Raw genomic sequence first — 24,182 nt, 5'->3', positions numbered from 1 at the left:
GGCTTTCGGAGCGTATTGTTGATCTCAGGCTTAAGTTGGGGGACGGTTGGCCGACACCTTTTCCCATTCCTGTGATTGCCCCCGGCCAGAAACTCTCCCTCGGTTTTCGCCTGAAAGTCCTGCACGACGGTGTGGTCAAAGAACTGGCCTTCGCCGAGTTGCTGACCCGACGCACGATTGTTTCGGTTTACATGAAGAATAACACGCCCAGCTGCGATCGGCAGAACGATCGGTTGGTGGAACATGCGGCCGCGTTCGACCGCGCCGGCTACAATGTGATCGCCATCAGCCGCGATACCTGCGGCTCGCATGGACGTTACGCGGCGGCGAAGGGCATCCGCTACACCCTCGCCAGCGACCCGCAGGACCAGTTTGCCCGCGCGACCGAGTCGCTGATCGAGAAGTCGATGTACGGCCGTACCTTTGTCGGCCCCACCCGCGCGGCTTACGTGCTCGAGCCCGACGGAACCGTGCTGGCCGTCGTGCCCAAGGTCGACCCGGCGAATCATGCCGAGCAGTTGCAGGCCGTCATCAGGACCCTGCGGTAATCACGCCGGACCTTCGATCGGGCGGAGGCGAAACTCCCCGCGCGTTGCAGCCGTCCTCGTCCCCACCTGTTCATGACCACCTGCTCTCAGACTTCTCGACGACGCTGGCTGTCGCGGTTGCTCCTCGCGGTCGCCGTGGTGACGTTCCTGGCGGGGTTGGTGCGGAAGCAGGAAACGCGTCCGACGACGTCTGCCGATCGGCCGGTCCCCGACGTCCGGGTGAACTCTGTGCCTGCTGCGCCCGTCGCGCGTTCCGGCGCGGCGACTGAGGGCGAACCTTCCGGCAACACCACCCCGCTGCTCTTTCATTATGTACAGCCAGCCGACGCCGCCGATCTCGATCAGGCGCTGCCCGCGCCGTCACAGAAAATCCACTACGTGCGGCTCAACACCGCGGCGCTGAGCGGCAAGGCGTCGCCGTTCTGGCAGCCTCCCGGCGCGGGCCGCGTCACTGTCCCTCTGCCCGATGGCAGCACCTTCACGCTGGTGATCGAGGGCAGCGAGATGCTCGGTCCGGATCGATTTCTCAGCCTGGGCCGGATTGGGGATCGTCCGGCGAGCCGTGTGCTGCTGACCTGGAACGCCGGATTTCTGCACGCGGAGATCCGTGATCCGGTGCTCGGCACGTTTGCGCTGCGCGCGGCCACCGCGGAGCTGGCCCAATTCTATCGCATCGACCCCGGCCTCGTGCCGCCGTGCGGCGGAGAGCGCCGCCCGCGGTTCGCCGCGCTCCCGCGCGCATCGGCGGGCGCGACCTCCGGCAATGCGGCCGCGATTCCCGCCGCGATGGCGGCGCCCGACAATCCGCAGCGGGCCGAGGTGCACGTGTTGATGCTGCACACGCCGGCCGTGCTCTCCACGCTCTCGGGTGTGAGTCGCACCGCGGCGCTGCAAAGCGCGTTCGATCTTGCGATCGCGAAGGTCAACGACGTCTTCGCCGCGAGCCTGATCTCCGCCCGGGTGAAACTCGTGGGCGTGGCGGAGACGCCGTACGATGAATCGCGCAGTGGTCCGTCCCGCGTGCAGGACGACGCGCTGACGGCGGTGTATCTTACGGATGACGGCGCGATGGATGAGATTCATGCGATCCGCGACCGCGTCGGCGCCGACATCGTGTGTCTCGCGCTGCAGCGGACTGATACCGCGAGCAGCGGGCTGAGTTTCCTGCTCGATCGACCCAGCGACACGACCAATCCGCTCTACGCGTTTTCGATCATTCAGTACACCGCCATCGCCGGCACGACGGTCGTGCCGCACGAATTCGGGCACGTCATGGGCTGCGCCCACGATCGGGAGAACGCCTTCAGCGGCGAGGGCGCGTTCAGCTTCAGTTACGGCTACCGCTTCATCGGCGCGGACAACATCCAATACCACGACATCATGTCGTATCCGCCCGGCGTGGAGCTGGCGTATTTTTCGAATCCCGACGTGGTCGCGCCCGCGCCGATCAACGTGCCGCTTGGGATTCCGGCGGGGCGTCCCGGCGAATCAAATTCAGCGCTGACGATCGAGCGGACCGCATTCATCACCTCGACCTACCGCCTGCAAACGCTGGCCGCCGCCGACGCGGGTTCGCTGATCAATGTCGCCACCCGCGCGCGGGTGGGCACGGGCAACGAGGTTCTGATCGGTGGCTTCGTGGTGCAGGGGACGCGCCCGGCGCGCATGCTGATTCGAGCCGCCGGTCCCGCACTGGCGGCCTTCGGTGTCACCGACGCCCTCGCCGATCCGCAATTGCGCATCTTCGCTGAGGGCCGGGTTGCGGCGGAAAACGACCACTGGGGCACGCCGCTGGGCACGGGTGATCCGGCGTCCGCCGCGGAAATCGCGGCCGCGGCCGCGCAGGCACGGGCGTTTCCGTTTGCCGCCGGGAGTGCGGACGCGGCCGTGCTGGTGACGCTTCCTCCCGGGGCTTATTCCGCCGTCGTCGAGGGCGCGCGCGGCACCACCGGCTCAGGGCTGGTTGAGGCTTACGAGATCGCACGGGACGGCGCGCAGATTGTGAATCTCGCGACCCGTGGCTTTGCGGGCCGCGACGGCCGCGAGCTCGTGGGCGGCTTCGTGGTGGAAGGCGTTCCAGGCACGACCAAACGCCTGCTGATTCGTGTACTCGGACCGACGCTCGGCCGCGCGCCGTTCCTGCTCGATGGCGTGATGGACGACCCCGAGTTCGAGCTGCGCAACGCCGCTGGCGAACTCCTGCTCACGGGCGATGACTGGAGCAGCGATGCCATCGGCGGCATTAACCGTGTGAACGATTTCCAGCCGATCGTCGCCTCCTATGGCGAGAAACAGATTTTTGCGACCGGACTCGCGCCCACCAATCGCCGCGAGCCGTGCGTGCTCGTCGATCTTCCGCCTGGCAGCTTCACGGTGATTGTGCGGCCGTATGAGCTGCGCAGCTCCATTCCCGGCCGCGATCAACCCGCCGTGCCCGGCGTCGGTGTGGTGGAGGTGTATGAGATCAGGCGGTGAGGGAGGCAGAGGCTGAAGAGTTGAAAGTTGAAGGGTGAAAGTTGAAAGAGCCTACTGTGCCTTCGGCCACTTCTGCCGATTGGCTGGAGAGTCTTTCAACTTTCACCTTTCAACTTCATCGACCGTCCCCGCTGACACAGATTCCATTTGCACCGCGACGGGATTCCGTGACGGTTCCGGCGTCTGGCGCGAACTCGATCGCGACCGGACGCCCACACCTCAACCTCCCTCCTCGGACCCGAGGCTTCATCGCCATGCGAAAAGCACCCACGTCCTCAGCCGCCTGTCCGCAGGTTTTCCGAAGTGGGAAAACTGCGGAGGCGGTGTGAAGTCCATCCTCGAATTCTCGCGCGCGAAGCGCGAACAACACCCGATCGTGATGATCGCCGCCTACGACGCGCTGATGGCGCGGCTCGTGGCGGAATCGGAGGCCGATGCGATCCTCGTCGGCGACAGCGTGGCCATGGTGGTGCACGGTCATCCGTCCACCGTGCATGCCACCCTGGACATGATGTGCACCCACGTCGCCGCCGTCCGTCGCGGCGCTCCGGACTTCATGGTCGTCGCCGATCTGCCCTTCCTCACCGCGCGCCGGGGGCGGCTGGCCGCTACCGAAGCCGCCGGGGCGTTGATGCAGGCGGGCGCCACCGCGGTGAAGATCGAAGGCGTGGCGGGACACGAGGACGTGATCGCCCATCTCGTCGAAAGCGGCATCCCCGTGATGGGCCACCTCGGACTTACGCCCCAGTCGGTGCATCAGCTCGGCGGATACCGCTTCCAGGGCCGCGAGCCCGCGGAGGCGGAACGCGTGCGCGCCGAGTCGCGGCGCCTGCAGGAACTGGGCGCGTTCGCCTTTGTGCTCGAATGCGTGCCATCGGCGCTGGCGGCGTCGATCAGCGCGGAACGCGCCATTCCCTCCATCGGCATCGGCGCGGGCGGGGGGACCGACGGCCAGGTGCTCGTGCTGTCGGATCTGCTCGGGCTCGACGCGCGTTTCCAGCCGCGTTTCGCGCGTCGTTACACCGAGGGCCATGCGGTCGTGCTCGAGGCGATCAATCACTTTGCGCGGGACGTGCGGACGGCGACCTTCCCGGCGCAGGCGGAGGTGCTGGCATGAACGGCGTTTACCGTGAACTGCCGGCCTGGCGCGCTTGCCGCGACTCCGCCGACTGGGCGGGCGCCAGCATCGGGTTTGTCCCCACGATGGGCGCCCTTCACGCTGGACACGAGGCGCTGCTCAAGCGGGCCCGCGCCGAGAACGATCGCGTGGTGCTGAGCATTTTCGTCAATCCCACGCAGTTCAACGATCCCAACGATCTCGCGAACTACCCGCGTCCGCTCGAGGCGGATCTGGCGCTCGCTGCGCCCTACGTGGACGCCGTCCTTGTGCCCGAAGTGGCGGACTTCTATCGCGACGGCTATCGCTTCCGCGTGACCGAGTCGGAGCTCAGCCGGCGGTGGGAAGGGTCGCACCGCCCCGGGCACTTCGACGGTGTGCTCACGGTGGTGCTGAAGTTGTTGAACGTGGTCCGGCCGCAGCGCGCGTACTTTGGCGAGAAGGACTGGCAGCAGCTGCAGCTCGTCCGCGGGATGGTCGAGGCGTTTCTTCTCCCGGTGGAAATCATCGGGTGTCCCACCGTGCGGGATACAGACGGCCTCGCGCTCAGCTCGCGCAACCAGCGACTGTCGCTGCTCGGTCGGTGCCATGCCGCCGAGTTTCCCCAGACCCTGCGCAATGCCCGTGACGCCGCGTCGGCGGCCGCCAATCTGAAGGTCCGGGGCTTCGACGTGGACTACGTCGACGACTACGAAGGCGTCCGCCTCGCCGCCGTTCGCGTCGACGGCGTCAGGCTGATTGATAACGTGCGGCTGAATGCGTGAGGCCCGGAAGTTGAAAGGTGAAAGTTGAAGGTTGAAAGTCGGCAGGCCGGGCTTGGGCGCTTTCACCTTTCACCTTTCAACTTTCAACTTGCCGACGCGTAGCTTCCCCCCTTTCCCCCATGCTACTCTGTCTCGACATCGGCAACTCCCAGCTCCACGGCGGCGTATTCGACGGCGAACTACGGCTGCAGTTTCGCAAGACCACGCATCCGCTCGGCTCGGCGGATGAGTTTGGGGTCTTCTTCACCGCGGTCCTGCGCGAAAACGGCGTCGATCCGCGCGCGGTGCAGCGCGTGGCGATTTGCTCGGTCGTGCCCACTGCGATCTATCCCGTGCGGAGTGCATGCCTGAAATATTTCCGCTGCGATCCGTTCGTGCTGCAGGCCGGCGTGAAGACCGGACTCAAGGTCAAGTACCGCAACCCGCACGAGGTCGGCGCCGATCGCATCGCCGGCGCAATTGGCGCCACGCAGCGACATCCCGGCTCGAATCTGATCGTGGTCGACTGCGGGACGGCGACGACCTTCGACGTGGTCACGGGCGGCGGCGATTATCTCGGCGGCGCGATCCTGCCGGGCGTGGGCATCTCGGTGGAATCGCTGGCGGGTCGGACGGCGAAGCTGCCGACGGTTGAAATCACGCGCCCGGCCGTGGCGCTGGGCCGCTCCACCATCGAGAGCATCCAGTCCGGCGTGTACCACGGCCACGCCGGCGCCATCCGGCGGCTCGTCGACGAGCTGACACGCGAGGCCTTCCCCCATGAACCGCGAGTCGTCATCGGCACGGGCGGTTTTTCACGGTTGCTGGAGTCCGAGCGCCTCTTCGATGACGTCGTGCCGGAGTTGGTGCTGCTTGGTTTGAAATACGCGCAGGAGCTCAATCGCGACGCCTGAGTCGTCGGTGAGTGGCGCACGGGGTTGCGTCACACCGGGCAAACGTGCGGGCACAATGGCACACGGGCGGGACAGGTTGTCCGCCGCGCATGGAGGTGCACGGTCGCTTGCGGGGCGCGGGGAGCTGGCCTACATTGGCGCGTCGCTTGCGAGAGGAGAACTACCATGGATTTCGCCAAACTCACCCAGATGTCGCGTCAGGCTGTCACCGAGGCGCAGTCGATTGCGCGCCGGCGTTCTAATAACGAAGTCGACACGTGGCACCTGCTGGCCGCGCTGCTCGCGCAGGAGAACGGCATCGTACCGGGCATGCTCGAGAAGCTGAATATCCCGCCGTCCGCGGTGCACCTCGCGCTCGAACGCGAGCTGGAGCGGCTGCCGAAGGTCACTGGTGCGGTCGACACCTCGAAGGTTTACGTCACCCAGGCCGTCAACGAGGTTCTGACTCACGCGGAGGAGGAGGCCGGCAAACTCAAGGACGAGTTCGTCTCCGTGGAGCATCTCTTCCTGGGCTTGATCGATGTCGCGAAGCCGGACGCCTTCAAGAAGCTGCTCAAGAGCTTCGGTCTCGATCGCGCGAAGGTGCTCACGGTGTTGAAGGACGTGCGGGGCGCGCAGCGTGTCACGACGGACAATCCCGAAACCACGTACCAGGCGCTCGAGAAGTACGGTATCGATCTCGTCGCGCTGGCGCGAAAGGGAAAGATGGATCCGGTGATCGGGCGCGACGAGGAGATCCGCCGCACGATTCGGATCCTGTCGCGCAAGACGAAGAACAACCCCGTCCTGATCGGCGAGCCGGGGGTCGGCAAGACCGCGATCGTCGAGGGTCTTGCGCAACGGATTCTGCGCGGTGACGTCCCCGAGGGGCTGAAGGACAAGTCCATCTTCTCCCTCGACATGGGCGCGCTGGTAGCCGGCGCGAAGTACCGCGGCGAGTTCGAGGAGCGGCTGAAGGCCGTGCTCTCCGAAATCAAGCAGAGCGAGGGCCGCATCATTCTTTTCATCGACGAACTCCACGTGATCGTCGGCGCGGGCAAGACCGAGGGCGCGATGGACGCGGGCAATCTGCTCAAGCCGATGCTCGCGCGCGGCGAGTTGCACTGCATCGGCGCGACCACGCTCGACGAATACCGGAAGCACATCGAAAAGGACGCGGCGCTCGAGCGGCGTTTCCAGCCCGTGCTCGTGGATCAACCCACGGTCGAGGATGCGATTTCGATCCTGCGCGGGTTGAAGGAACGGTTCGAACTGCACCATGGCGTGCGGATTCAGGACAACGCGCTAGTGAGCGCGGTCATTCTTTCCAATCGTTACATCAGCGATCGTTTCCTGCCCGACAAGGCCATCGATCTAGTCGACGAGGCGTGCGCGATGATCCGCACGGAGATGGACTCGATGCCGCAGGAGCTCGACGAGCTCACGCGCCGCGTGCTGCGTCTCCAGATTGAGGAGACGGCCCTCGCGAAGGAGAAGGACGACGCCAGCAAGCGCCGGCTCGACATCCTGCGCAAGGAACTCGCCGAGGCGCGCGAAGGCGCGGGCGCGTTGCAGCTGACCTGGGAAAAGGAGAAGGCCTCGCTCCAGAAGACGCGCAAGCTGCGCGAGGAGATCGAGGGCTTGAAGGTCGAGATGCAGAAGGCCGAGCGCGCCTACGATCTCAACAAGGTCGCCGAGCTGCGTCATGGCACGATCCCGCAGCTCGAGGCGGAACTGAAGCGCCTCGAGCAGAAGGGGCACAACCAGCAGAGCACGCTCTTCAAGGAGGAGGTCTCCGACGAGGAGATCGCCGAGGTGGTGTCCAAGTGGAGCGGCGTGCCCGTGACCCGGCTCGTCGAAGGCGAGAAGGAAAAACTGCTGCGCCTCGAGGAGGTGCTGCATCAACGCGTGGTCGGCCAGCATGAGGCGGTGACGCTCGTGACCGAGGCCATCCTGCGCGCGCGTAGCGGCATCAAGGATCCGCGCCGGCCGGTCGGGAGCTTTCTCTTCCTCGGCCCGACGGGCGTCGGCAAAACCGAGCTGGCCAAGACGCTCGCGGAAACGCTCTTCGACACCGAGGCGGCGATGGTGCGGCTCGACATGTCCGAGTACATGGAGAAGCACAGCGTCTCGCGGTTGATCGGCGCGCCGCCGGGGTACGTCGGTTATGACGAGGGCGGGCAGCTCACCGAGGCGGTGCGGCGGAAGCCGTATGCGGTGATCCTGTTCGACGAAATCGAGAAGGCGCACCCGGACGTATTCAATGTCCTGTTGCAGGTGCTCGACGACGGCCGGATCACGGACTCGCAGGGACGCACGGTGGATTTCAAAAACACCGTGATCATCATGACGTCGAACATCGGTTCGCGCTACCTGCTCGAAGGCGTGCAGGGCGATTCGATTCCGGACAGCGTGCGCGAGAGCGTGATGGCGGAATTGCGCAAGGCGTTCCGCCCCGAGTTCCTGAACCGCGTCGACGAAACGATTCTCTTCAAGCCGCTGACGCTGGAAGAAATCACCAGCATTGTGGACCTCCTGATGACTGATCTGAACAAGCGCTTGGCGGATCGCCGGATCACCGTGAATCTCGATCCCAAGGCGAAAGATTGGGTGGCTGAAAAGGGCTACGACCCCGTTTTCGGGGCGCGCCCATTGAAGCGTTTCCTTCAGCGGAACGTAGAAACTAAGCTCGCCCGTTCTCTGATCTCAGGCGAAATGAGCGAAGGCTCAATCGTCACGTTCACTGTGCAAAAAGACGCTTTGGTTCCGACGGAACACGCGCCGGCGGAAAAGAAATGACCGCCGTATGGCGATCACCTGCGGGTCCAAACGAGCACGCTCTCATGGCTATGCGATGATTTGTTTTACGACGTTTCCCTTGGTGTCGGTCAGCCGGAAATCTCGGCCAGCGTAACGATAGGTCAGTTTCTCATGATCGAGGCCAAGCAGATGGAGGATGGTAGCGTGGAGATCACGGACATGCATCTTGTTCTCGAGCGCCGATGCGCCGTAGTCGTCGGTTGAACCGTGGCTGAAGCCGCCCTTTACCCCACCGCCTGCCATCCACATGGTGAAGCCCAGGTTGTTATGGTCACGGCCATCGGTGCCCTGCGCGTAAGGAGTGCGCCCGAATTCGCCGCCCCAGATGACGAGCGTGTCCTTGAGCATATCGCGCTGCTTGAGGTCGGTGAGCAGCCCCGCGATGGGCTGATCGACGGAGCGGCAGTTCGCCTCGAGCGCGGACGTGAGGTTCGTGTGCTGGTCCCAATCGCCGTGGGAGATTTCAACAAAGCGCACCCCCGCCTCGGACAGACGGCGCGCGAGGAGGCATTTGCGGCCGAAGTCGGCGGTCGCCGGGTTCTCCAGCCCATAGAGCTTCTTCGTCGCATCAGTTTCGCGCGAGAGATCCATCACTTGCGGCATTTCCTTCTGCATCCGGAACGCCAGTTCGTAGCTCTCGATGGCGCCTTCCACTCCCGCATTGGAGCGGTCGGTGCGCAGCGCTTCGCGGTTCAGCTCCTGCAACAGGTCGAGTTCGGCGCGTTGCACCGAAGCAGGGATGGATGACCTGAGGTTTCGGATTTCGGCACCGGCAATCGGTCGGTTGTCCGCACCGAGGCGGGTGCCTTGATAGACGGCCGGAAGAAATGCCGATCCATAGTTCTGCGCACCGCCCGACGCCGCGGGGGGCGTCAGAGAGACAAACCCGGGAAGATTCTCGTTCTCGGTGCCGAGGCCATAGAGGGTCCACGCGCCGAGCGAGGGCCGGACAAACTGAAACGACCCGGTATGCATCTGCAAAAAGGCCTGCGGATGCGCGGGCAAGTCCGTGTGCATCGAGCGCAGCAGGCAGAGATGGTCGGCATGCTTCGCGACGTTGGAGAAGAGCTCGGAAATCCAGAGCCCGCCCTTTGCCCGCTGCGTGAACTTCCATTTTGAACCAAGGAGCTTGGTCCCGGGACGCGGCCCGGCGGCTCCACTATCCGCGATCAGCTTGGGCTTGTAGTCGAATGTATCGAGGTGTGACGGCCCGCCGCGCATGCAGAGGAAGATGACGCGTTTCGCGCGAGGCAGGAAGTGCGGGGCCTTCGGTGCGAGCGGTCCCTCGCGTGAGAGAGCGTTTGCCGGCGAAGCAGCGCGGGCGGCAAGCCCGGCGAACGCGAGGTAACCGAAACCGGCCGAAAGGCTCTTGAGCATCTCGCGGCGAGAGAAAAATGGCGAACGGGGATTCGGAGAGTGGAGGGCGGTCATGGCTAAAAAATGGATTTAGCAGGCTTATTTGAGGAAGCGGAACTCGGCGCCCGCAAAGAGGACGCGGCAGAACGAGGTCCACGCGGGCGACGCCGCTTGGGTGGCAACAGCGTCGGCGTCGGGTGTCGTCGCCACGCTGGAGAATTTCGCGAAGAACTTCATCGCGGCCTGCAGTTCGGTTTCGCTCGGCTCGCGGGACAAGGCGAGCCGGTAGGCGAGTTGCACCCGCGGCGCGAGGGTGGCGCCCTCGTCGCCGACTTGCGGATACGCAGCGATTACCCGCTCGGCGAGCTTCTGCGAGGCGGTAGCAATGAACGATGAGTTGAGCATGAAGAGCGCCTGAGACGGGACGGTAGTCGTCTCGCGGTGACCGTTCACAAACCCGGGCTCGGCGAAATCGAACACGGCGAGTGCATCCGGCAGCAGTTCACGCGCGATCGGAAGATAGACGGAGCGCACGGCGGTGCGGCTCCCCGCTTCCAGCAGCACATCCTCCGGCACGCCCGCATTGGGAAACTGCCGGAACTGGCCAATCGGACCGTCGCCGCGCTCGGCAATCGGCGAACCTACCGGCGGCCGGAGATCGAGTTGGCCGCTGGCGGCGAGAATGGCATCCCGGATGGACTCGGCCTCCAGCCGCCGCTGGCTCATCCGCCAATTGAGAGTATTCTCCGGATCGGCGGTGAAGTTCTTTTCATCGAACGTGGAGGAGAGCTGGTAGGCGCGACTCGTCACGATCTCGCGAATCAAGGTTTTCACTGACCAGCCATCCTCGCGGAACTTTACGGCCAGCATGTCCAACAGCGCCTGGTTCGAAGGCAGGGTTCCGGTGGTGCCAAAATTGTCGGGCGTGGTCACGAGGCCTTGCCCGAAGAGCCAGAGCCAGGTGCGATTCACCATGACGCGCGCGGTGAGTGGATTGCTGGCAGCCAGCATCCACTCGGCCAACTCGCGGCGGCCACTGCTGTCGGCGCGGATTTTCGGCGGCGCCTCGTGGGTGAGCACAGGGAGAAACCCCCGCGCAACCTTGCCGGCGGGTTTCGCCACGTCGCCGCGTTCGAAGAGCGGCGAATCGCCGACGACCCGGAACTCGGGCGGGCGAGCGAAGCGGCCGTCGCGCTCCAGTAGGCGGGAGGCGATGGCCTGGTCCGGAGTGCTCGATTCGTAACGCGGGGTTTGTTTGCGGCGCGATGGATTGCCGCCGGACGACGTCTGCTGCGCGGGTTGATCCTGCACCCCCATCGCGAGCGGGCGCATCTTTCCGTCGGCATCAAACGAGGCCAGCTCCGCTTCCAGCAATCCCACCTGATTCATGCGCAGCAGGAGCAGTTGCTGCTGATTGCGCGGCCCGCGCTTCGCTCCGCCCGCCGCCGCCTGGTATGTGGCGTTGGCCATATCGGTCGCTTCCTTGCGCAGCTTATCGAGCTCGGCCTGCTTGCGCTGGCGTTCCTGCGCGGTCATCACACGCGGCATCACGGGAACGGCCGCGCCTTTCGGCAGCTCGATCAATGCAGCCGCGCTGCGGTTCTGCGCGGCGAAAAAGGTGCCAAAGCGGGTCTCGGTGGAGAGGAAGATTCCCGCCAGAGAATAATAGTCCCGCTGCGAGATCGGATCGAATTTGTGGTCGTGGCAACGCGCACAGGCGGCGGTGACGCCGAGCAACGCCTGCGAGACCGTGTCGACCTGCTCATCCGCCAAATCCAGCGCGAACTGACGCGGGTTCGCCTGATTGACGCTCTTGGTTCCCAGCGCCAGGAAGCCGGTCGCGACGAGTTGCTCGGCGCGCTGCTTGTCGTCCTTGGCCGGGAGGAGGTCGCCGGCGAGTTGCTCGCGGAGGAACTGGTCATACGGCTTGTCCTGATTGAAGGCCGCAATGACATAGTCGCGATAGCGCCACGCATGGGGATACGCCAAGTTGATGTCTTTGCCCGTGCTTTCGGCATAGCGGGCTACATCCAGCCAATGCCGCCCCCATTTCTCACCGAACTGCGGGGATCGCAGCAGGCGATCCACGATTTTCTCGAACGCGTTTGCGTCCTTGTCGCTCAGGAACGCGGTGACTTCGTCTGGCGGTGGCGGCAGACCGATCAGATCAAAATAAACGCGGCGCAACCACGCTGCTTTGTCCGCATCGCCCACGGGCGTTAGTCCTTTTGCTGCAAGTCCGGCGAGGATATGCCGGTCAATGTCGTTGCGCGGCCAGGCCGCGTTCTCGACTGCGGGTGCCGGTTCGCGCTTCGGCGGTTGAAACGCCCAGTAGTCGCGTCCCTTCTCCGCCGTTGTGGCTTTCTTTGCCAGACCCGAGGCTTCGCGCGGATCGGGCGCCCCCATCTTCACCCAAGTTTCAAAATCGGCAATCACCGCGTCGGGCAACTTGCCGCCCTTTTTCTCCGGTGGCATCGCGAAGTCGTCGTCTTTATAATGGATCGCCTCGATGAGGAGGCTGGCGCTCAAGTCTCCCGGCACGATCGCCGGGCCGCCGTCGCCGCCGGAACGGATGCCCTCACGGGTGTCGAGCACGAGGCCGCCTCTGATTTTCTCCGCATCGGCTGAATGGCACTGGTAGCATTTATCGACTAACACCGGCCGGATCTTCTTCTCGAAGAAAGCGAGGCCTTCGGCCGTGGGGGGCTGCTCAGCCGCGCGCAATCCAGCCGCTGCGATAGCCCCGACGATGACAATACTGAGCGATCTCATGCCGCCACTTTACCACGCGGTAGATGAGCAGAAGATGAGCGCAGCGCTCAATTTTTGACCCGCAGCGACATCTTCAAGAGGGGGGGAGACGACAAGTCTGCCGACAAATCGAACCCCAGTGCGCTGGCGCAACCCTGCGCCAGAGAGAGACCCAATCCGGCATGAGCAGAGTCGGTCCGTGCCATATCCTTCCGCCATAGCCGTTCGAACAGATTCGGCAGGTCCGCTGGACGAAGCATCGGCGCGGGGTTGCTCACCTCGAGGGGATTGTCCCGGCTGAATCCGGCGATCGTTACTGCACTACCCGGTGGGGTATATTCCACGGCGTTGGCGATCAGGTTCATCACCACAATGCGCAGCAATCGGGGGTCCGTCTTCAAAATGAGAGAATCGGGGATCTGCAACGTGAGCGTGATCTCGCGTTCACGCACCCGTTCAGCGTGCAGGGCGGCACATTGCTCGACGAGAGGGCGAAGCGGCACTGATTCCCGAACGACGTCCGCGGAAGCAATTTCCGTCCGCGATAGCAGCAAGAGTGTATCCACGGTCTGCTGGAGACGCGTCGTGATGCGCGCGATCTCGGCATAGTCTTCAGATGAAGATTGCTCCGGCCATTTCGCGGCCACCTCACTGGTCGAGCGAATCGCCGCCAGCGGGGTGCGCAGCTCGTGCGCCAGATAGCCGCTGAAGCGCCGCTCACGTTCAAAGCTCTCTTCCAGCCGCGCGATGAGGTCGTTCAAGCGCGATACGATGGGGACGACTTCCGACGGCATCGATTCCGCGGGAAATCGCATGTGCAGCGAACTCGCGCCCATGGATGCGGCCTGATCGCCCAGACGGATCAGCGGGCGCATCGCGAATCGCAGCGCCAGCGCAAGCAGCACGCAGAGAGCGGCGCAGCCCGCCAGACCGCCGACCGCCAACTGGACAACCAACCGGGACAATCTTTCGTCGCCGTCCTTGCGGCTCAGCGCCACCGCGAACTCTGCCGCCGGAGTGGCTCCCACCTGGGCAAATCGCATGGCGCTGACCCGCACTCGATCGCCGTTGTCCAGGGTCGAGTCGTACCGCACGGCTTCGCGCCCAAACTGGGTAGGACGCGGCAAATGCACATCTCCGAGATTGGGCGACCTTCGTTCCGCCGTGCCGCCGGGCGTCCATTGCTCAAAATATTGGCCCGATGCCTTGAAGTCCTCGCGGGCGATAAATGCCCGCAAGGTCATGCCCCGCGGTCCGCCGGTTGCATCGCCGCTTGGGTTGTTCAGGGCCAGACGCGCCATGCCGGCGAGTCGGCCAAGCCGGGCATCGAGGTCCGCCTCGAAGGCGTCGCGCACGGAAAAATACACGCCAACTCCCGCGGCCGCACACACGAGGACAAAGCCGGGCAGCAGCCACGCGAGCAGCTGGGTGCGAAGACTGATCATTCGCCCGGATCCTCGATCACGTAACCCATCCCGCGCCGGGTATGAATAACGGGAGCGCTTTCCGCCGAAACGCTGATGGCACGGCGCAACGCGCACACCGCGGTGTCCACCACGTTACTAGCGGGCGATACCTGTGCATCATAGATGTGCTCCTCGATTTCCGAGCGGGAGACTACCTGGCCTTTGCGCAGCAGCAGATACTCCAGGAGTGCGAACAACTGGGGCGCGAGCTTCAGTTCCTGGCCGCCTCGCCGCACGGTCTTCGCAGCCTGATCGAGTTCCAGATCGGCGACGGTCAGCCGCGGGGAGCGCCGCGCATACTTGCGCCGGCCCAGTGCTTCGACCCTTGCGAGCAATTCCTCAATCGCGAACGATTTCACAAGGTAGTCATCCGCCCCCAACCGCAAACCCGCGACGCGATCCTCGATTGATTCCTTCGCGGTGAGGAAAAGCACGGGAGTCTCGTTGTCCTTGGCCCGGAGTTGTTTCAAGACCTCCCAGCCATCCATTCCCGGCAGCATGATATCGAGAATGATGACGTCATAGGCGTGCTCCTGCGAGAGGTAAAACCCCTCCCTGCCGTCCCCGGTGGCGTCTACGGCATAGCCCGACGCTTTGAGCGCTTTGACCACAGGCTTACGCAGGGGCTCGGAATCTTCGATGATGAGGACTCGCATGACGGGATCAGAAGTTAGCCACTACGGCAGGTCTGAATCAACCTCGGGCAAAAATCGCCGACTATCGGCGGCGGGTCGAAGGCGCCTTTAGCAAAGCGCCACGTATCGGAGCGTCTTGGACCGCTTCAGCTTTTCCGTAAGTGAGTACATGGAGAAGCACGGCGTCTTGCGGTTGATCGGCGCGCCGCCGGGGTACGTTGGCTACGACGAGGGCGGGCAGCTCACCGAGGCGGTGCGGCGGAAGCCGTATGCGGTGATCCTGTTCGACGAAATCGAGAAGGCGCACCCGGACGTATTCAATGTCCTGTTGCAGGTGCTCGACGACGGCCGGATCACGGACTCGCAGGGACGCACGGTGGATTTCAAAAACACCGTCATCATCATGACGTCGAACATCGGTTCGCGCTACCTGCTGGAAGGCGTGCAGGGCGATTCGATTCCGGACAGCGTGCGCGAAAGCGTGATGGCGGAGTTGCGCAAGGCGTTCCGGCCCGAGTTCCTGAACCGCATCGACGAGACGATTCTCTTCAAGCCGCTCACGCTCGAAGAAATCACGATCATCGTGGATCTGCTGCTCGCTGACCTCAACAAGCGGCTGGCGGATCGGCGCGTCACGGTGAAGCTCGACCGGAAGGCGAAGGACTGGGTGGCGGAGAAGGGTTACGACCCGGTGTTCGGCGCGCGGCCGCTCAAGCGCTTCCTGCAGCGGCATCTCGAGACGCGCCTGGCGCGTGCGCTGATCGCAGGCGACATGGTGGAGGATTCGGAAATCACCTTCACCGTGCGCAATGATGAACTGGCGCCGTTGCAGGAGGCGTCAGCCGCAAAGAAATGAGTTTCCTCCCTGCTCCTTCGTGAGGCGCACGCCCTAAGCCCGCTTGCCATCGCGCCATCGTCTCACGGAGAGTGGCGCGGTGGAACGATACGAGCAACTCTGCGGGGAGTGCGGGCTGTGCTGCGATGGCACGCTCTTCGACCTCGTCAAACTCGAGGCCGGCGACGACGCCGCGAAACTCAAGGCCCTCGGGCTGCCGGTGAAGGTGTCGCGCGGCAAGGAGGCTGTCGCGCGCTTTCCCCAGCCCTGCGCGGCCTTGTGCAAGGATCGCACCTGCCGGATCTACGCGGATCGGCCGTGGCAGTGCCGGGTGTTCGAGTGCGGCGTATTCAAGGATGCGAAGGCCGGCCGCATCACCTTCGCCGCGGCCCTCCGGCTCGTGACGCAGGCCCGGCGGCGGGCGGACAAGGCGCGCCGGTTGTTGCGCGAACTGGGCGACACCGACGAGCACCGCGGGTTGGGGGAGCGCTTCCACCGCATGTCCGACCGCTTGGAATTCGGGACCGCCGATGCCGCCGCGAACGCCAAGTTCGCCGATTTGAGCCTCGTCGTCCATCGCTTCAAACTGCAGGCCCTCAATCGATTTTATACGAAGTCCGCCGCCGGAGATTAATTGGTCGCCGGCGCGTGCTGGAGCGCAGACGTCCCGCCGCTACACCGTCAGATCAAACACCCGGCCTTTCCACGGCCAGTCGTCGGGCGCGGCGCAGAGTGACTGTCGCACCGGGTTCAGGCTGACGTACTCCCACTCCAGCCCATAGCAGTCGTCGATGCGCAGAAAGCGATCGAAGTAGCTACGTTCCCAGAACGGCGAATGCGTGCGCAGCAGCGGTTCGAGTCGGCGCGCACTGATGGCGGTCCACGTGGCGATCCAGGCGGGGAGCGGCTTCGCCTCGTGCGACGCGCGGGCGAACAAATGGACGTGGTCCGGCATCAGCAGATAGTCGCCGACGTACCAGCCGTCGAAGTCGGACGACTGCCGCCAGAGTGACGCCAGGGTCTCCAGGGCGCTGGGATTGGTGAGCTGCTCGTGGCGGCCGTGGGTGACCACGGTGAGACCGACGATCGGCTGCAGCAGGGACGGGCGGGGACGGACAGTTTGGCTTTGCACGGCAGGAACGCTGCGCAAAGTTGGAGCTCACGTCTTCGGTGCGGCGAGTGCGCGGCGACCCCAAATCGCAGTACGAGCCAGCTGGGGAGGGCTGCGTCACCCGGTGGGTTTCTCTTCATCGCGAAGCGAAGACATCGTCCGGCGCCGCCGCGATGCCCGGGCTTGCGAAGGCTTAGGCGGGCGTCACCGTTTCGGAGAAATGTCCGCCGCGCCCATCCGTTTCTATCATCGCTATAAGCAGGCCGTCGAAGTCGAGCGCGTGCTCGGCGAGCGCTGGATGCGGCTGGCGTACGATAATCCGGCGGGGCGGTTCGTGGTTTGGCTGCTGACGCGGCGCGCGTTTTTTTCGCGCTGGTACGGCCACAAGATGCGCAAGCCGGAGAGCGCGTTGCGCATTCTGCCGTTCATCGCGAAGTACGACATCGACGCCGACGAGTTCGCCAAATCGCCCTTCGACTACAAGAATTTCAATGAGTTCTTCTTTCGCGCGCTGAAGCCGCACGCGCGCCCGATCGCAGCCGGCGATGCGGTGGCGGTTTTCCCCGCCGATGGCCGGCACCTGGTGTTTCCCAACGTCGACACGGCCGATGGTTTTTACGTGAAAGGGAGCAAATTCTCGTTGGCCGAGCTGCTCGGCGACGACGCGCTGGCCGCGAAGTTCGCCGGTGGCTCGATGCTGATCTCGCGGCTGTGTCCCGTGGACTACCACCGGTTTCACTTTCCGGTCGGTGGCACTGCGGGTGACTCGCGCCTCATCAATGGCTGGCTGTATTCCGTCAGCCCGATCGCGCTGCGCCATCGCCTGCGTTACCTGATCGAGAACAAGCGCGTGGTGACGCTGATTGAAACGCCCCGCGCCGGCACGGTGATCATGGTCGAGGTCGGCGCCACTAATGTCGGCAGCATCCAGCAGAGCTATGTGCCCGGTCGTCCGGTGCAAAAGGGCGAGGAGAAGGGGCTCTTCGCGTTTGGCGGTTCGTGCGTCATCACGATCTTCGCGGCCGGGCGGATCCGCTTCGACGCCGATCTGGTCGAGCAAAGCCGCAATCACGTGGAAACGTACGCGCGCATGGGCGATCGGCTCGGGACGCTGACATGAAAACCGCCGTCGTCGCTACGCTCGCCCTGGCGCTGTCGGCGTCGTTGCACGCCGCGTTTCCGCTGGCTGAGTCCACCATCGACGATCTGCAGCGCCGGATGACCGCGGGCGAACTCACCGCGCGGTCGCTGGCGTCGGCCTACCTGGAGCGCATCGCCGCGGTCGATCAGGCCGGGCCGAAATTGAATGCGATCATCGAGCTCAATCCCGACGCGCTCGCGATCGCGGACCAACTCGACGCGGAGCGCCGCAGCGGACGCGTGCGCGGTCCGCTCCACGGCATCCCGGTGCTGATCAAGGACAACATCGCCACGACGGATCGGATGGAGACCACGGCCGGTTCGCTCGCGCTCGTCGGTTCGAAGCCTGCGCGCGAGGCCCAGGTGGTAGTCCGGTTGCGCGAGGCAGGTGCCGTTATTCTGGGCAAAACCAATCTCAGCGAGTGGGCGAACTTCCGCGGCAACAGCTCCACCAGCGGCTGGAGCGGGCGGGGCGGCCAGACGCGAAACCCGTACGCGCTCGATCGCAATCCCTCCGGCTCGAGTTCCGGTTCGGCCGCCGCGGTGTCGGCGAATCTGTGCGTGGCCGCCATCGGCACGGAGACGAACGGCTCGATCGTCTCCCCGGCCTCGGTGTGCGGGATTGTCGGATACAAGCCCACCGTCGGCCTCGTCGGACGCTCCGGCATCATCCCGATCGCGGCATCGCAGGACACGGCCGGTCCGATGACGCGCACCGTGCGCGATGCGGCGATTGTGCTGCAGGCGCTCGCGGGCGTGGACTTGCGCGACGCGGCGACGGGTGACATCCCGGCCGATTTCGATCCGGCGCGCTTGTCGCAGCTGACGCCAGGCGCCTTGCGCGGCGCGCGCGTTGGGGTGTTGCGCGGACCCTTTGGCTTTCGATCCTGGCTCGGTCCGGTGGTGGACACCGCCATCGAGCAACTCCGCGCGGCCGGGGCGGAGGTGGTCGATCTTGGCGAGTACGCCGGCCTGCGCCAGCTCAGCGGCCCGGCTTTCGAGGTGCTGCTCTATGAATTCAAGGTGGGTCTCAACGCGTACCTCGCGGAGCTCGCGCCCGGGGCGCGGGTGAAAAGCCTCGCGGACGTCATTGCCTTCAACGAGGCGCATGCCGCCGAGGAGCTGGCGATCTTCGGCCAGGAGACGCTGGTGCAGGCCGAGGCGAAGGGGCCGCTGACCGAGAAGGCGTATCTCGACGCGCGGACGGCGTGTATTCGGATTTCGCGCACGCAAGGGATCGATGCGCTGCTGGCGCGGCACCGCCTCGATGCGATCGTGTCGCTCACGACCGGTCCGGCGGCGCTCGGCGATCCGGCTTATGGCGGCGCCTCGGCGAGCACGGGCGGCAGTTCGGGACTCGCGGCAATCGCGGGTTATCCGAGTGTGACGGTCCCGGCGGCGACCGTGCGAGGCTTGCCCGTGGGCCTGTCGTTTACCGGCAAGGCGTGGAGCGATGCACGCGTGCTGGAACTCGCGGCCGATTTCGAAGCCAGGACGAAGGCGCGGCGCGAACCGGCGCTGTTGCCGTCGATTGACGGACGGTGAGCCGTACGCGGGCTCTTAGACCGAGCCTGACGGAGGATTTCGGCGCTTGATCCCAACTGGGGCGCGGCCGACATTGGGTTGCCCAACTCCGTCGCCCGGGTGGTGGAATGGCAGACACGACGGTCTTAGAAGCCGTTGCCGTAAGGTGTGCAGGTTCGAGTCCTGTCCCGGGCACCAGAAGTTGGGTCGATCGGCACGACGGAATGTCTTCACGGTGGTCCTTTCGCCTTGGTTGCGGGTGACTCCTCTGCGCGCTCCGCGATTCCATGTGAACTCTCCCCGCCTTCGGAGCTTTGGTTCACACGGAGGCGCGGAGACGTGGAGGAGTCGAGGTCGTGCACGATGCGCTGCAAACCCTCGCGTAGGGTCGGGGCACCGAAGTTGATGAGCAAGCCCACGCGCAGGTTCAACAGGCGCAGATAGGTGAGCACCTGTTTCGGGTGCACCGGCGCCAGCTTTTCCACCGACTTCAACTCCACCACCACCCGCTTCTCCACGAGCAGATCGACGCGGAGTCCTTCCTCGAAAGTCATGCCTTCGTACTCGAAGCGGACGGGTTTCTGGCGTTCAGCTGCGAATCCGCGCACGGCCAGCATCCTCGCCAGCACCGTTTCGTAAACCGACTCCAACAGGCCGGGACCGAGATTCCGGTGGAGGTGGAACGAGGCGTCGACGATTGCGCCGGTGATGTCATCGAGAGGTTTCATGTCGGCGGAATATGGTGCACTTGGCTCGCAGGCGAATCCAGGCAGGACCCAATTCGCGGTAGGAAGGTCACGCGGAGGCGCGGAGGCGCGGCCCGGAGTAGGTGTTTTCCAGACCGCGTCGCCGCGCCTCCGCGTGAGCAAGAGCCCCGCATCGGGTCGGTCGGAAGTCTCGGGCCGAGGCTTATTTTCAGCGCATTGACCTACTTCAGTGCATGGTCTGAAGCCTCCGCGCCTCCGCGTGAGCCAGTTCCTGCGCAGTATCACCACGCCCCACTTTTCCCTCACAGCGGTTGACGCCGGTCAAGGCGTCGGGCCTCCGTCTGCGGTAGGGTGACGTCCTCACCATGAGTTTCTCCTGCCCGCATTTTCGTCCAGAAGATGACTACTGTCTCCGCCTGCACACCGATTGTGTGCCCGGACGGCCGGGGTGCGTGCTCGAAGGCAAGTCCGTGTTCGCGGTGCCAGCGGAGCAGCGGGTCCGCGAGCGCGAGGAAGAGCGGCGAAGGTACGCGATGGAAGCCGCCCTTCCGCCCACCGGTGCGAAAGAGTTGCGCCGGGGCCGGTGACGCGTTTGGTGAGGGCAATGGAATCCGCTCCTGCCGCCCTTCTGCCGTCCGCCGTCGCGACGCCGTCGCCACGTCCGGGCGAACTGCCCGAGGGAGTCAGGGCGGGCAGCGAGACGCTGGTGCTGCTCACTCCCGCCGCCGGCACCAAGGTCACGGCGCTGATGGCGCGAGAGAAACAGGGCGACTTTCTGCGCGTGGCGATCAGCGGCGGCGGCTGCAACGGCCTGAGTTACAAAATGAAGTTTGTCGCGGAGCCGAAGCGGGGTGACATCCTCGTCAAGACCGGCGGGGTGCGCGTGCTGGTCGACAGCAAGAGCGCGCTTTATCTCAAGGGCACGCACGTGGACTACTCGAGCGCGCTCGTGGCGGGCGGCTTCAAATTTTCGAATCCCAACGCCAAGGCGAGTTGTTCCTGCGGGGAAAGCTTCAGTGTGTAAATCCCCACAACGTGGGCCAAATAGGCCTTGCCCCCGCACTGAGACCGGGCGAAAACCGTCGGTGACCAGATACCAGTCCAATACTTATTGATGGCCAATTCGTTTCCTTCCGCCGGCGGCGGCCGCCCCGGTTCTTACCAGCGTCGTAACGTCGACCCGTTCGCGGCGATCCGCCGCAACCATCGTATCAAGGTGCCCCAGGTCCGGGTGATTTCACCGGAAGGCAAGCAACTCGGGATTCTCGATACCGCCAAAGCGGTGAATCTCGCCTTGGAAAACGGACTCGATCTGGTCGAGGTCGCGCCCAATGCCACGCCCCCGGTGTGCCGCATCATGGATTTCGGCAAGTACGTCTACGAGGAACAGAAGAAGACGTCGCACTCGAAATCCACCGCGAGCAAGATCAAGGAAATCGAATTCACTGCGCGCATCGAGCAGCATGATTTCGAGACGAAGTTGCGCCACGCCGAGGAATTCCTCGACCACGGCAACAAGGTGAAGATGCGGCTCAAGTTCCGCGGCCGCGAAATGGCCCACACGGATCTTGGCTTCAATGTCATGAAGAAGGCCGTCACCGAACTCGCCGGTATGGGCCACCCGGATGCCGAACCCAAATTGATCGGCCGTAACATTCACGTGATGCTGACGCCGCTGCCCGTTAACAAGCGGAAGCCGAAGTTTCACGAGCCGGACGAAAACCGCGCCGAGCACGATCCGTCGAAGGACGGCGACTCGGGCGAAAACGAGCGTGAGGACGAGCGTTCAGACTCGAATTCCTCGCCCGGCACCGCCTAAACCTGTCGCCGCCATGGTTACGGCGGCGCTCAGGTTGTTCGCTCTCCTGCTGGCCCTGCATGCGTCCTTTGACGCGCGCGGGGCCGAGCCTGCCGCGCGGGTCAATCCGTCCCGCCCCGGCTCAGTCTCTGCACCGGCCGCCACTGGCGCGAGTCCGTCGGGAGCGATCCCCACGACGAAAATCGGCGGCGTGGAGTACGTGAGCGTCGCCGACGTCGCCACCCGCCTCAGCCTCCGGCTCGCCACCTTCGAGCGCGGCCGGCGCGTCACGCTGACCGGTCCGTCGGGTCGCGCTGAACTCGAGAACGATTCGCGCGACATCACCGTGAACGGCCTGCGTGTATTCCTCGGCGATCCCGTGCTCGACGCCGGCCGCCAGCTCTACGTGAGCCGGATCGATTTTGAACGCTGCCTGACACCGATGCTGCGCCCGGGTTTCGGTGTGCCCCAGCGACGGGAGTTGAAAACCGTGGTGCTCGATCCCGGCCACGGCGGCCGGGACAACGGCACCAGCGTGAACGAAAAGACCTACGCGCTCGATGTCGCCCGGCGCGCCCGGCGGCTGCTCGAGGCGTCCGGCTACCGCGTGATTCTCACCCGCGACAGCGATGTCTTCCTCGAGCTGGGCCAGCGTGCTGAGATTGCGAATACGAATCGCGCGGACCTCTTCGTCAGCATTCACTTCAACGCCGTGCCGAACGACAGCCGCACGTCGGGCGTCGAGGTGTTCACGTTTGCGCCGCGCGCGCAGCACTCGGCCGAGTGGTGGAGCCTGAAACGGAAGGACGACCCGCACCTCGAGTTGACGGAGATGCCGGTGAACCGGTTCGACCATTGGAGCGTGATTCTCGCTCACACCATTCACCGGCGTTTCGTCACCGATCTGAAGGCCTACGATCGCGGCAAGAAGATCGCCCACTGGGGCGTTCTGCGGTCCCTGGAGTGTCCGGGCGTCCTGATCGAGTGTGGCTTTCTGACCAGTAGCGCGGAGGCCAAGAAGATCGCGACGTCCGACTATCGCCAGAAGCTCGCCGTCGCCGTGGCGAACGGCATTCGCGACTACGCGACGCTCGTCGATCCGCCGCGCGGCAAGTCGGCGGCGTCCTCGGCGCGGGGCCCGCGCCCGGTGAAGGCAGCCAACTGACCGAAGCGTATCCTTTTTCCCATGCACCTCCGTTCCTTCCGCCTTGCCGGCGCCCTCTGCCTCGCGGTCCTGCTGCCGGCTTCGTCCGGCCTCGCCTGGGACTATGAGGGTCACCGGATCGTGAACCAGCTGGCGCTGGCGTCGCTGCCCAGGGAGTTTCCGTCATTCGTGCACGCGGTCGCGAACGCCGAGCGCGTGGCGTTTCTCGCGGGCGAGCCGGATCGCTGGCGCAACGCGCCCGACCTCCCGCTCAAGCAGTCGGGCGGCAGCTGGACGGACCACTTCTGCGATCTCGAGTACCTGCCCGAGGCGGGCATCGATCTCGAGACGGTCACCTCGTTTCGCTACGACTTCATCGTGCAGTTTGCCGCCGGACGCGCGGCGCACCCGCAGAATTTCGCGCCGATCGATCCGGCGCGAAACCAGGATCACACCGCCGAGTGGCCCGGCTTTGCGCCGTGGGCGATCACGGAATATTTCGGCCGGCTGCGGTCCGCGTTTTCCTATCTGAAAGTCTTCGAGGAGCTCGGGACGCACGACGAAATCACCAACGCCCAGGCCAACATCGTCGCGCTCATGGGCACGATGGGACATTATGTCGGCGACCTCGCGCAACCGCTGCACACCACCAAGCATTTCAACGGCTGGTCCGGGGCGAATCCCAACGGCTACACGACGTGGCGCGGCCTGCACTCGTGGGTCGATGGCGGGATCATTGCCAAAGCCGAAATTCGCACCCCGGCGTTGCGGCCGCGCGTCGGCGCCGCCGAGGTGTTTTCACTCGCGGCGCGGCCCGACAAGCGCGACCCGCTTTTTGTGACGGTGTTCGACTACCTGCGGACCCAGCACCGTCAGGTCGAGCCGCTCTACCAGCTGGAGAAGGCGGGAAAACTCGGCCACGGCGAGCAGCCGATGACCGATGAGGCGCGCCAGTTCATCGAAGCGCGGCTGCTTGAGGGCGGCCGCATGCTGGGCTCGCTCTGGTTGACGGCCTATCGTGGGGCTGTACCGGATACGTATCTGCGCGGCGTGCTCATCAAGCGCGAAACGGCCGGCCGCGCGCCCGCGGCTCCCGCCAAGCCCGCGGCCACGCCGTAA

The 24,182-nt window shown here is 64.8% G+C and carries 19 protein-coding genes, 1 tRNA gene and 1 pseudogene; 15 read left to right on the top strand and 6 right to left on the bottom strand.

The window, feature by feature from the left end:
• Positions 1 to 71 precede the first annotated feature (71 nt).
• The 6 genes from ACLJEU_RS22210 to clpB all read left to right on the top strand — a co-directional run bounded on the left by ACLJEU_RS22210 (position 72) and on the right by clpB (position 8,575).
• Positions 72 to 548, top strand: a complete 477-nt coding sequence (locus tag ACLJEU_RS22210; protein WP_414662730.1) for a redoxin domain-containing protein — start codon at positions 72 to 74, stop codon at positions 546 to 548.
• Positions 549 to 620: 72 nt separating this feature from the next.
• Positions 621 to 3,023: a reprolysin-like metallopeptidase gene (locus ACLJEU_RS22205; protein ID WP_414662729.1), complete on the top strand. Its 2,403-nt coding sequence runs from the start codon at positions 621 to 623 to the stop codon at positions 3,021 to 3,023.
• A 325-nt stretch (positions 3,024 to 3,348) separates the two neighbouring features.
• Entirely contained in the window at positions 3,349 to 4,140 is a 792-nt protein-coding gene (gene panB, locus ACLJEU_RS22200) for a 3-methyl-2-oxobutanoate hydroxymethyltransferase (RefSeq protein ID WP_414662728.1), read from the top strand.
• Complete coding sequence (panC, locus tag ACLJEU_RS22195) at positions 4,137 to 4,904, top strand: pantoate--beta-alanine ligase (protein ID WP_414662727.1); 768 nt, start codon at positions 4,137 to 4,139, stop codon at positions 4,902 to 4,904. Before panB ends, panC begins: the two co-directional genes overlap by 4 nt.
• Before the next feature lie 119 nt (positions 4,905 to 5,023).
• Positions 5,024 to 5,797: a type III pantothenate kinase gene (locus tag ACLJEU_RS22190; protein WP_414662726.1), complete on the top strand. Its 774-nt coding sequence runs from the start codon at positions 5,024 to 5,026 to the stop codon at positions 5,795 to 5,797.
• A 165-nt stretch (positions 5,798 to 5,962) separates the two neighbouring features.
• Positions 5,963 to 8,575, top strand: a complete 2,613-nt coding sequence (gene clpB, locus ACLJEU_RS22185; protein ID WP_414662725.1) for an ATP-dependent chaperone ClpB — start codon at positions 5,963 to 5,965, stop codon at positions 8,573 to 8,575.
• A 48-nt stretch (positions 8,576 to 8,623) separates the two neighbouring features.
• Here the strand turns inward: clpB and ACLJEU_RS22180 are convergent, their stop codons facing one another.
• The 4 genes from ACLJEU_RS22180 to ACLJEU_RS22165 all read right to left on the bottom strand — a co-directional run bounded on the left by ACLJEU_RS22180 (position 8,624) and on the right by ACLJEU_RS22165 (position 14,825).
• A complete protein-coding gene (locus ACLJEU_RS22180) occupies positions 8,624 to 9,973 on the bottom strand; it encodes a DUF1501 domain-containing protein (protein WP_414662882.1) in 1,350 nt (449 codons plus the stop codon).
• A 78-nt stretch (positions 9,974 to 10,051) separates the two neighbouring features.
• Complete coding sequence (locus tag ACLJEU_RS22175) at positions 10,052 to 12,724, bottom strand: PSD1 and planctomycete cytochrome C domain-containing protein (protein WP_414662724.1); 2,673 nt, start codon at positions 12,722 to 12,724, stop codon at positions 10,052 to 10,054.
• Positions 12,725 to 12,771: 47 nt separating this feature from the next.
• The gene (locus tag ACLJEU_RS22170; RefSeq protein ID WP_414662723.1) at positions 12,772 to 14,148 is read right to left on the bottom strand and encodes a sensor histidine kinase; all 1,377 of its coding nucleotides are present in this window, start codon (positions 14,146 to 14,148) and stop codon (positions 12,772 to 12,774) included.
• On the bottom strand, positions 14,145 to 14,825 hold the full coding sequence (locus tag ACLJEU_RS22165) for a response regulator transcription factor (RefSeq protein ID WP_414662722.1): 681 nt from the start codon (positions 14,823 to 14,825) through the stop codon (positions 14,145 to 14,147). Before ACLJEU_RS22165 ends, ACLJEU_RS22170 begins: the two co-directional genes overlap by 4 nt.
• Positions 14,826 to 14,961: 136 nt before the next feature.
• Here ACLJEU_RS22165 and ACLJEU_RS22160 point away from each other — a divergent pair.
• Positions 14,962 to 15,660: pseudogene (locus ACLJEU_RS22160) on the top strand (AAA family ATPase); the annotation flags it as partial.
• A gap of 43 nt (positions 15,661 to 15,703) precedes the next feature.
• Entirely contained in the window at positions 15,704 to 16,273 is a 570-nt protein-coding gene (locus ACLJEU_RS22155) for a YkgJ family cysteine cluster protein (protein WP_414662721.1), read from the top strand.
• 39 nt (positions 16,274 to 16,312) lie between these two features.
• Here ACLJEU_RS22155 and ACLJEU_RS22150 read toward each other — a convergent pair whose 3' ends face one another.
• Complete coding sequence (locus ACLJEU_RS22150) at positions 16,313 to 16,771, bottom strand: transposase (protein WP_414662720.1); 459 nt, start codon at positions 16,769 to 16,771, stop codon at positions 16,313 to 16,315.
• Between the two features lie 199 nt (positions 16,772 to 16,970).
• On the opposite strand from ACLJEU_RS22150, the gene asd reads away from it, so the two are divergent.
• The 3 genes from asd to ACLJEU_RS22135 all read left to right on the top strand — a co-directional run bounded on the left by asd (position 16,971) and on the right by ACLJEU_RS22135 (position 19,612).
• Positions 16,971 to 17,870, top strand: a complete 900-nt coding sequence (asd, locus tag ACLJEU_RS22145; protein WP_414662719.1) for an archaetidylserine decarboxylase — start codon at positions 16,971 to 16,973, stop codon at positions 17,868 to 17,870.
• Positions 17,867 to 19,435, top strand: a complete 1,569-nt coding sequence (locus ACLJEU_RS22140) for an amidase (RefSeq protein ID WP_414662718.1) — start codon at positions 17,867 to 17,869, stop codon at positions 19,433 to 19,435. The genes asd and ACLJEU_RS22140 overlap by 4 nt, the downstream gene beginning before the upstream one ends.
• Before the next feature lie 93 nt (positions 19,436 to 19,528).
• Positions 19,529 to 19,612 (top strand) — tRNA-Leu (locus ACLJEU_RS22135).
• Positions 19,613 to 19,644: 32 nt separating this feature from the next.
• Here ACLJEU_RS22135 and ACLJEU_RS22130 read toward each other — a convergent pair.
• Positions 19,645 to 20,142 carry a GxxExxY protein gene (locus ACLJEU_RS22130; RefSeq protein ID WP_414662717.1) on the bottom strand — a complete coding sequence of 166 codons (498 nt, stop codon included), beginning with the start codon at positions 20,140 to 20,142 and terminating at the stop codon, positions 19,645 to 19,647.
• 583 nt (positions 20,143 to 20,725) lie between these two features.
• Here ACLJEU_RS22130 and ACLJEU_RS22125 point away from each other — a divergent pair.
• The 4 genes from ACLJEU_RS22125 to ACLJEU_RS22110 all read left to right on the top strand — a co-directional run bounded on the left by ACLJEU_RS22125 (position 20,726) and on the right by ACLJEU_RS22110 (position 24,182).
• Positions 20,726 to 21,145, top strand: coding sequence for a HesB/IscA family protein (locus ACLJEU_RS22125; protein WP_414662716.1), 420 nt, complete (start codon positions 20,726 to 20,728; stop codon positions 21,143 to 21,145).
• Between the two features lie 90 nt (positions 21,146 to 21,235).
• Positions 21,236 to 21,940 carry a translation initiation factor IF-3 gene (infC, locus tag ACLJEU_RS22120; protein ID WP_414662715.1) on the top strand — a complete coding sequence of 235 codons (705 nt, stop codon included), beginning with the start codon at positions 21,236 to 21,238 and terminating at the stop codon, positions 21,938 to 21,940.
• A gap of 13 nt (positions 21,941 to 21,953) precedes the next feature.
• On the top strand, positions 21,954 to 23,084 hold the full coding sequence (locus ACLJEU_RS22115; RefSeq protein ID WP_414662714.1) for an N-acetylmuramoyl-L-alanine amidase family protein: 1,131 nt from the start codon (positions 21,954 to 21,956) through the stop codon (positions 23,082 to 23,084).
• A gap of 21 nt (positions 23,085 to 23,105) precedes the next feature.
• Complete coding sequence (locus ACLJEU_RS22110; protein WP_414662713.1) at positions 23,106 to 24,182, top strand: phospholipase C/P1 nuclease family protein; 1,077 nt, start codon at positions 23,106 to 23,108, stop codon at positions 24,180 to 24,182.

This window comes from Terrisphaera buseokensis (assembly GCF_047521145.2).
Classification (GTDB): domain Bacteria; phylum Verrucomicrobiota; class Verrucomicrobiia; order Opitutales; family Opitutaceae; genus ER46.
This window is presented reverse-complemented; position numbering and strand designations above follow the sequence as displayed.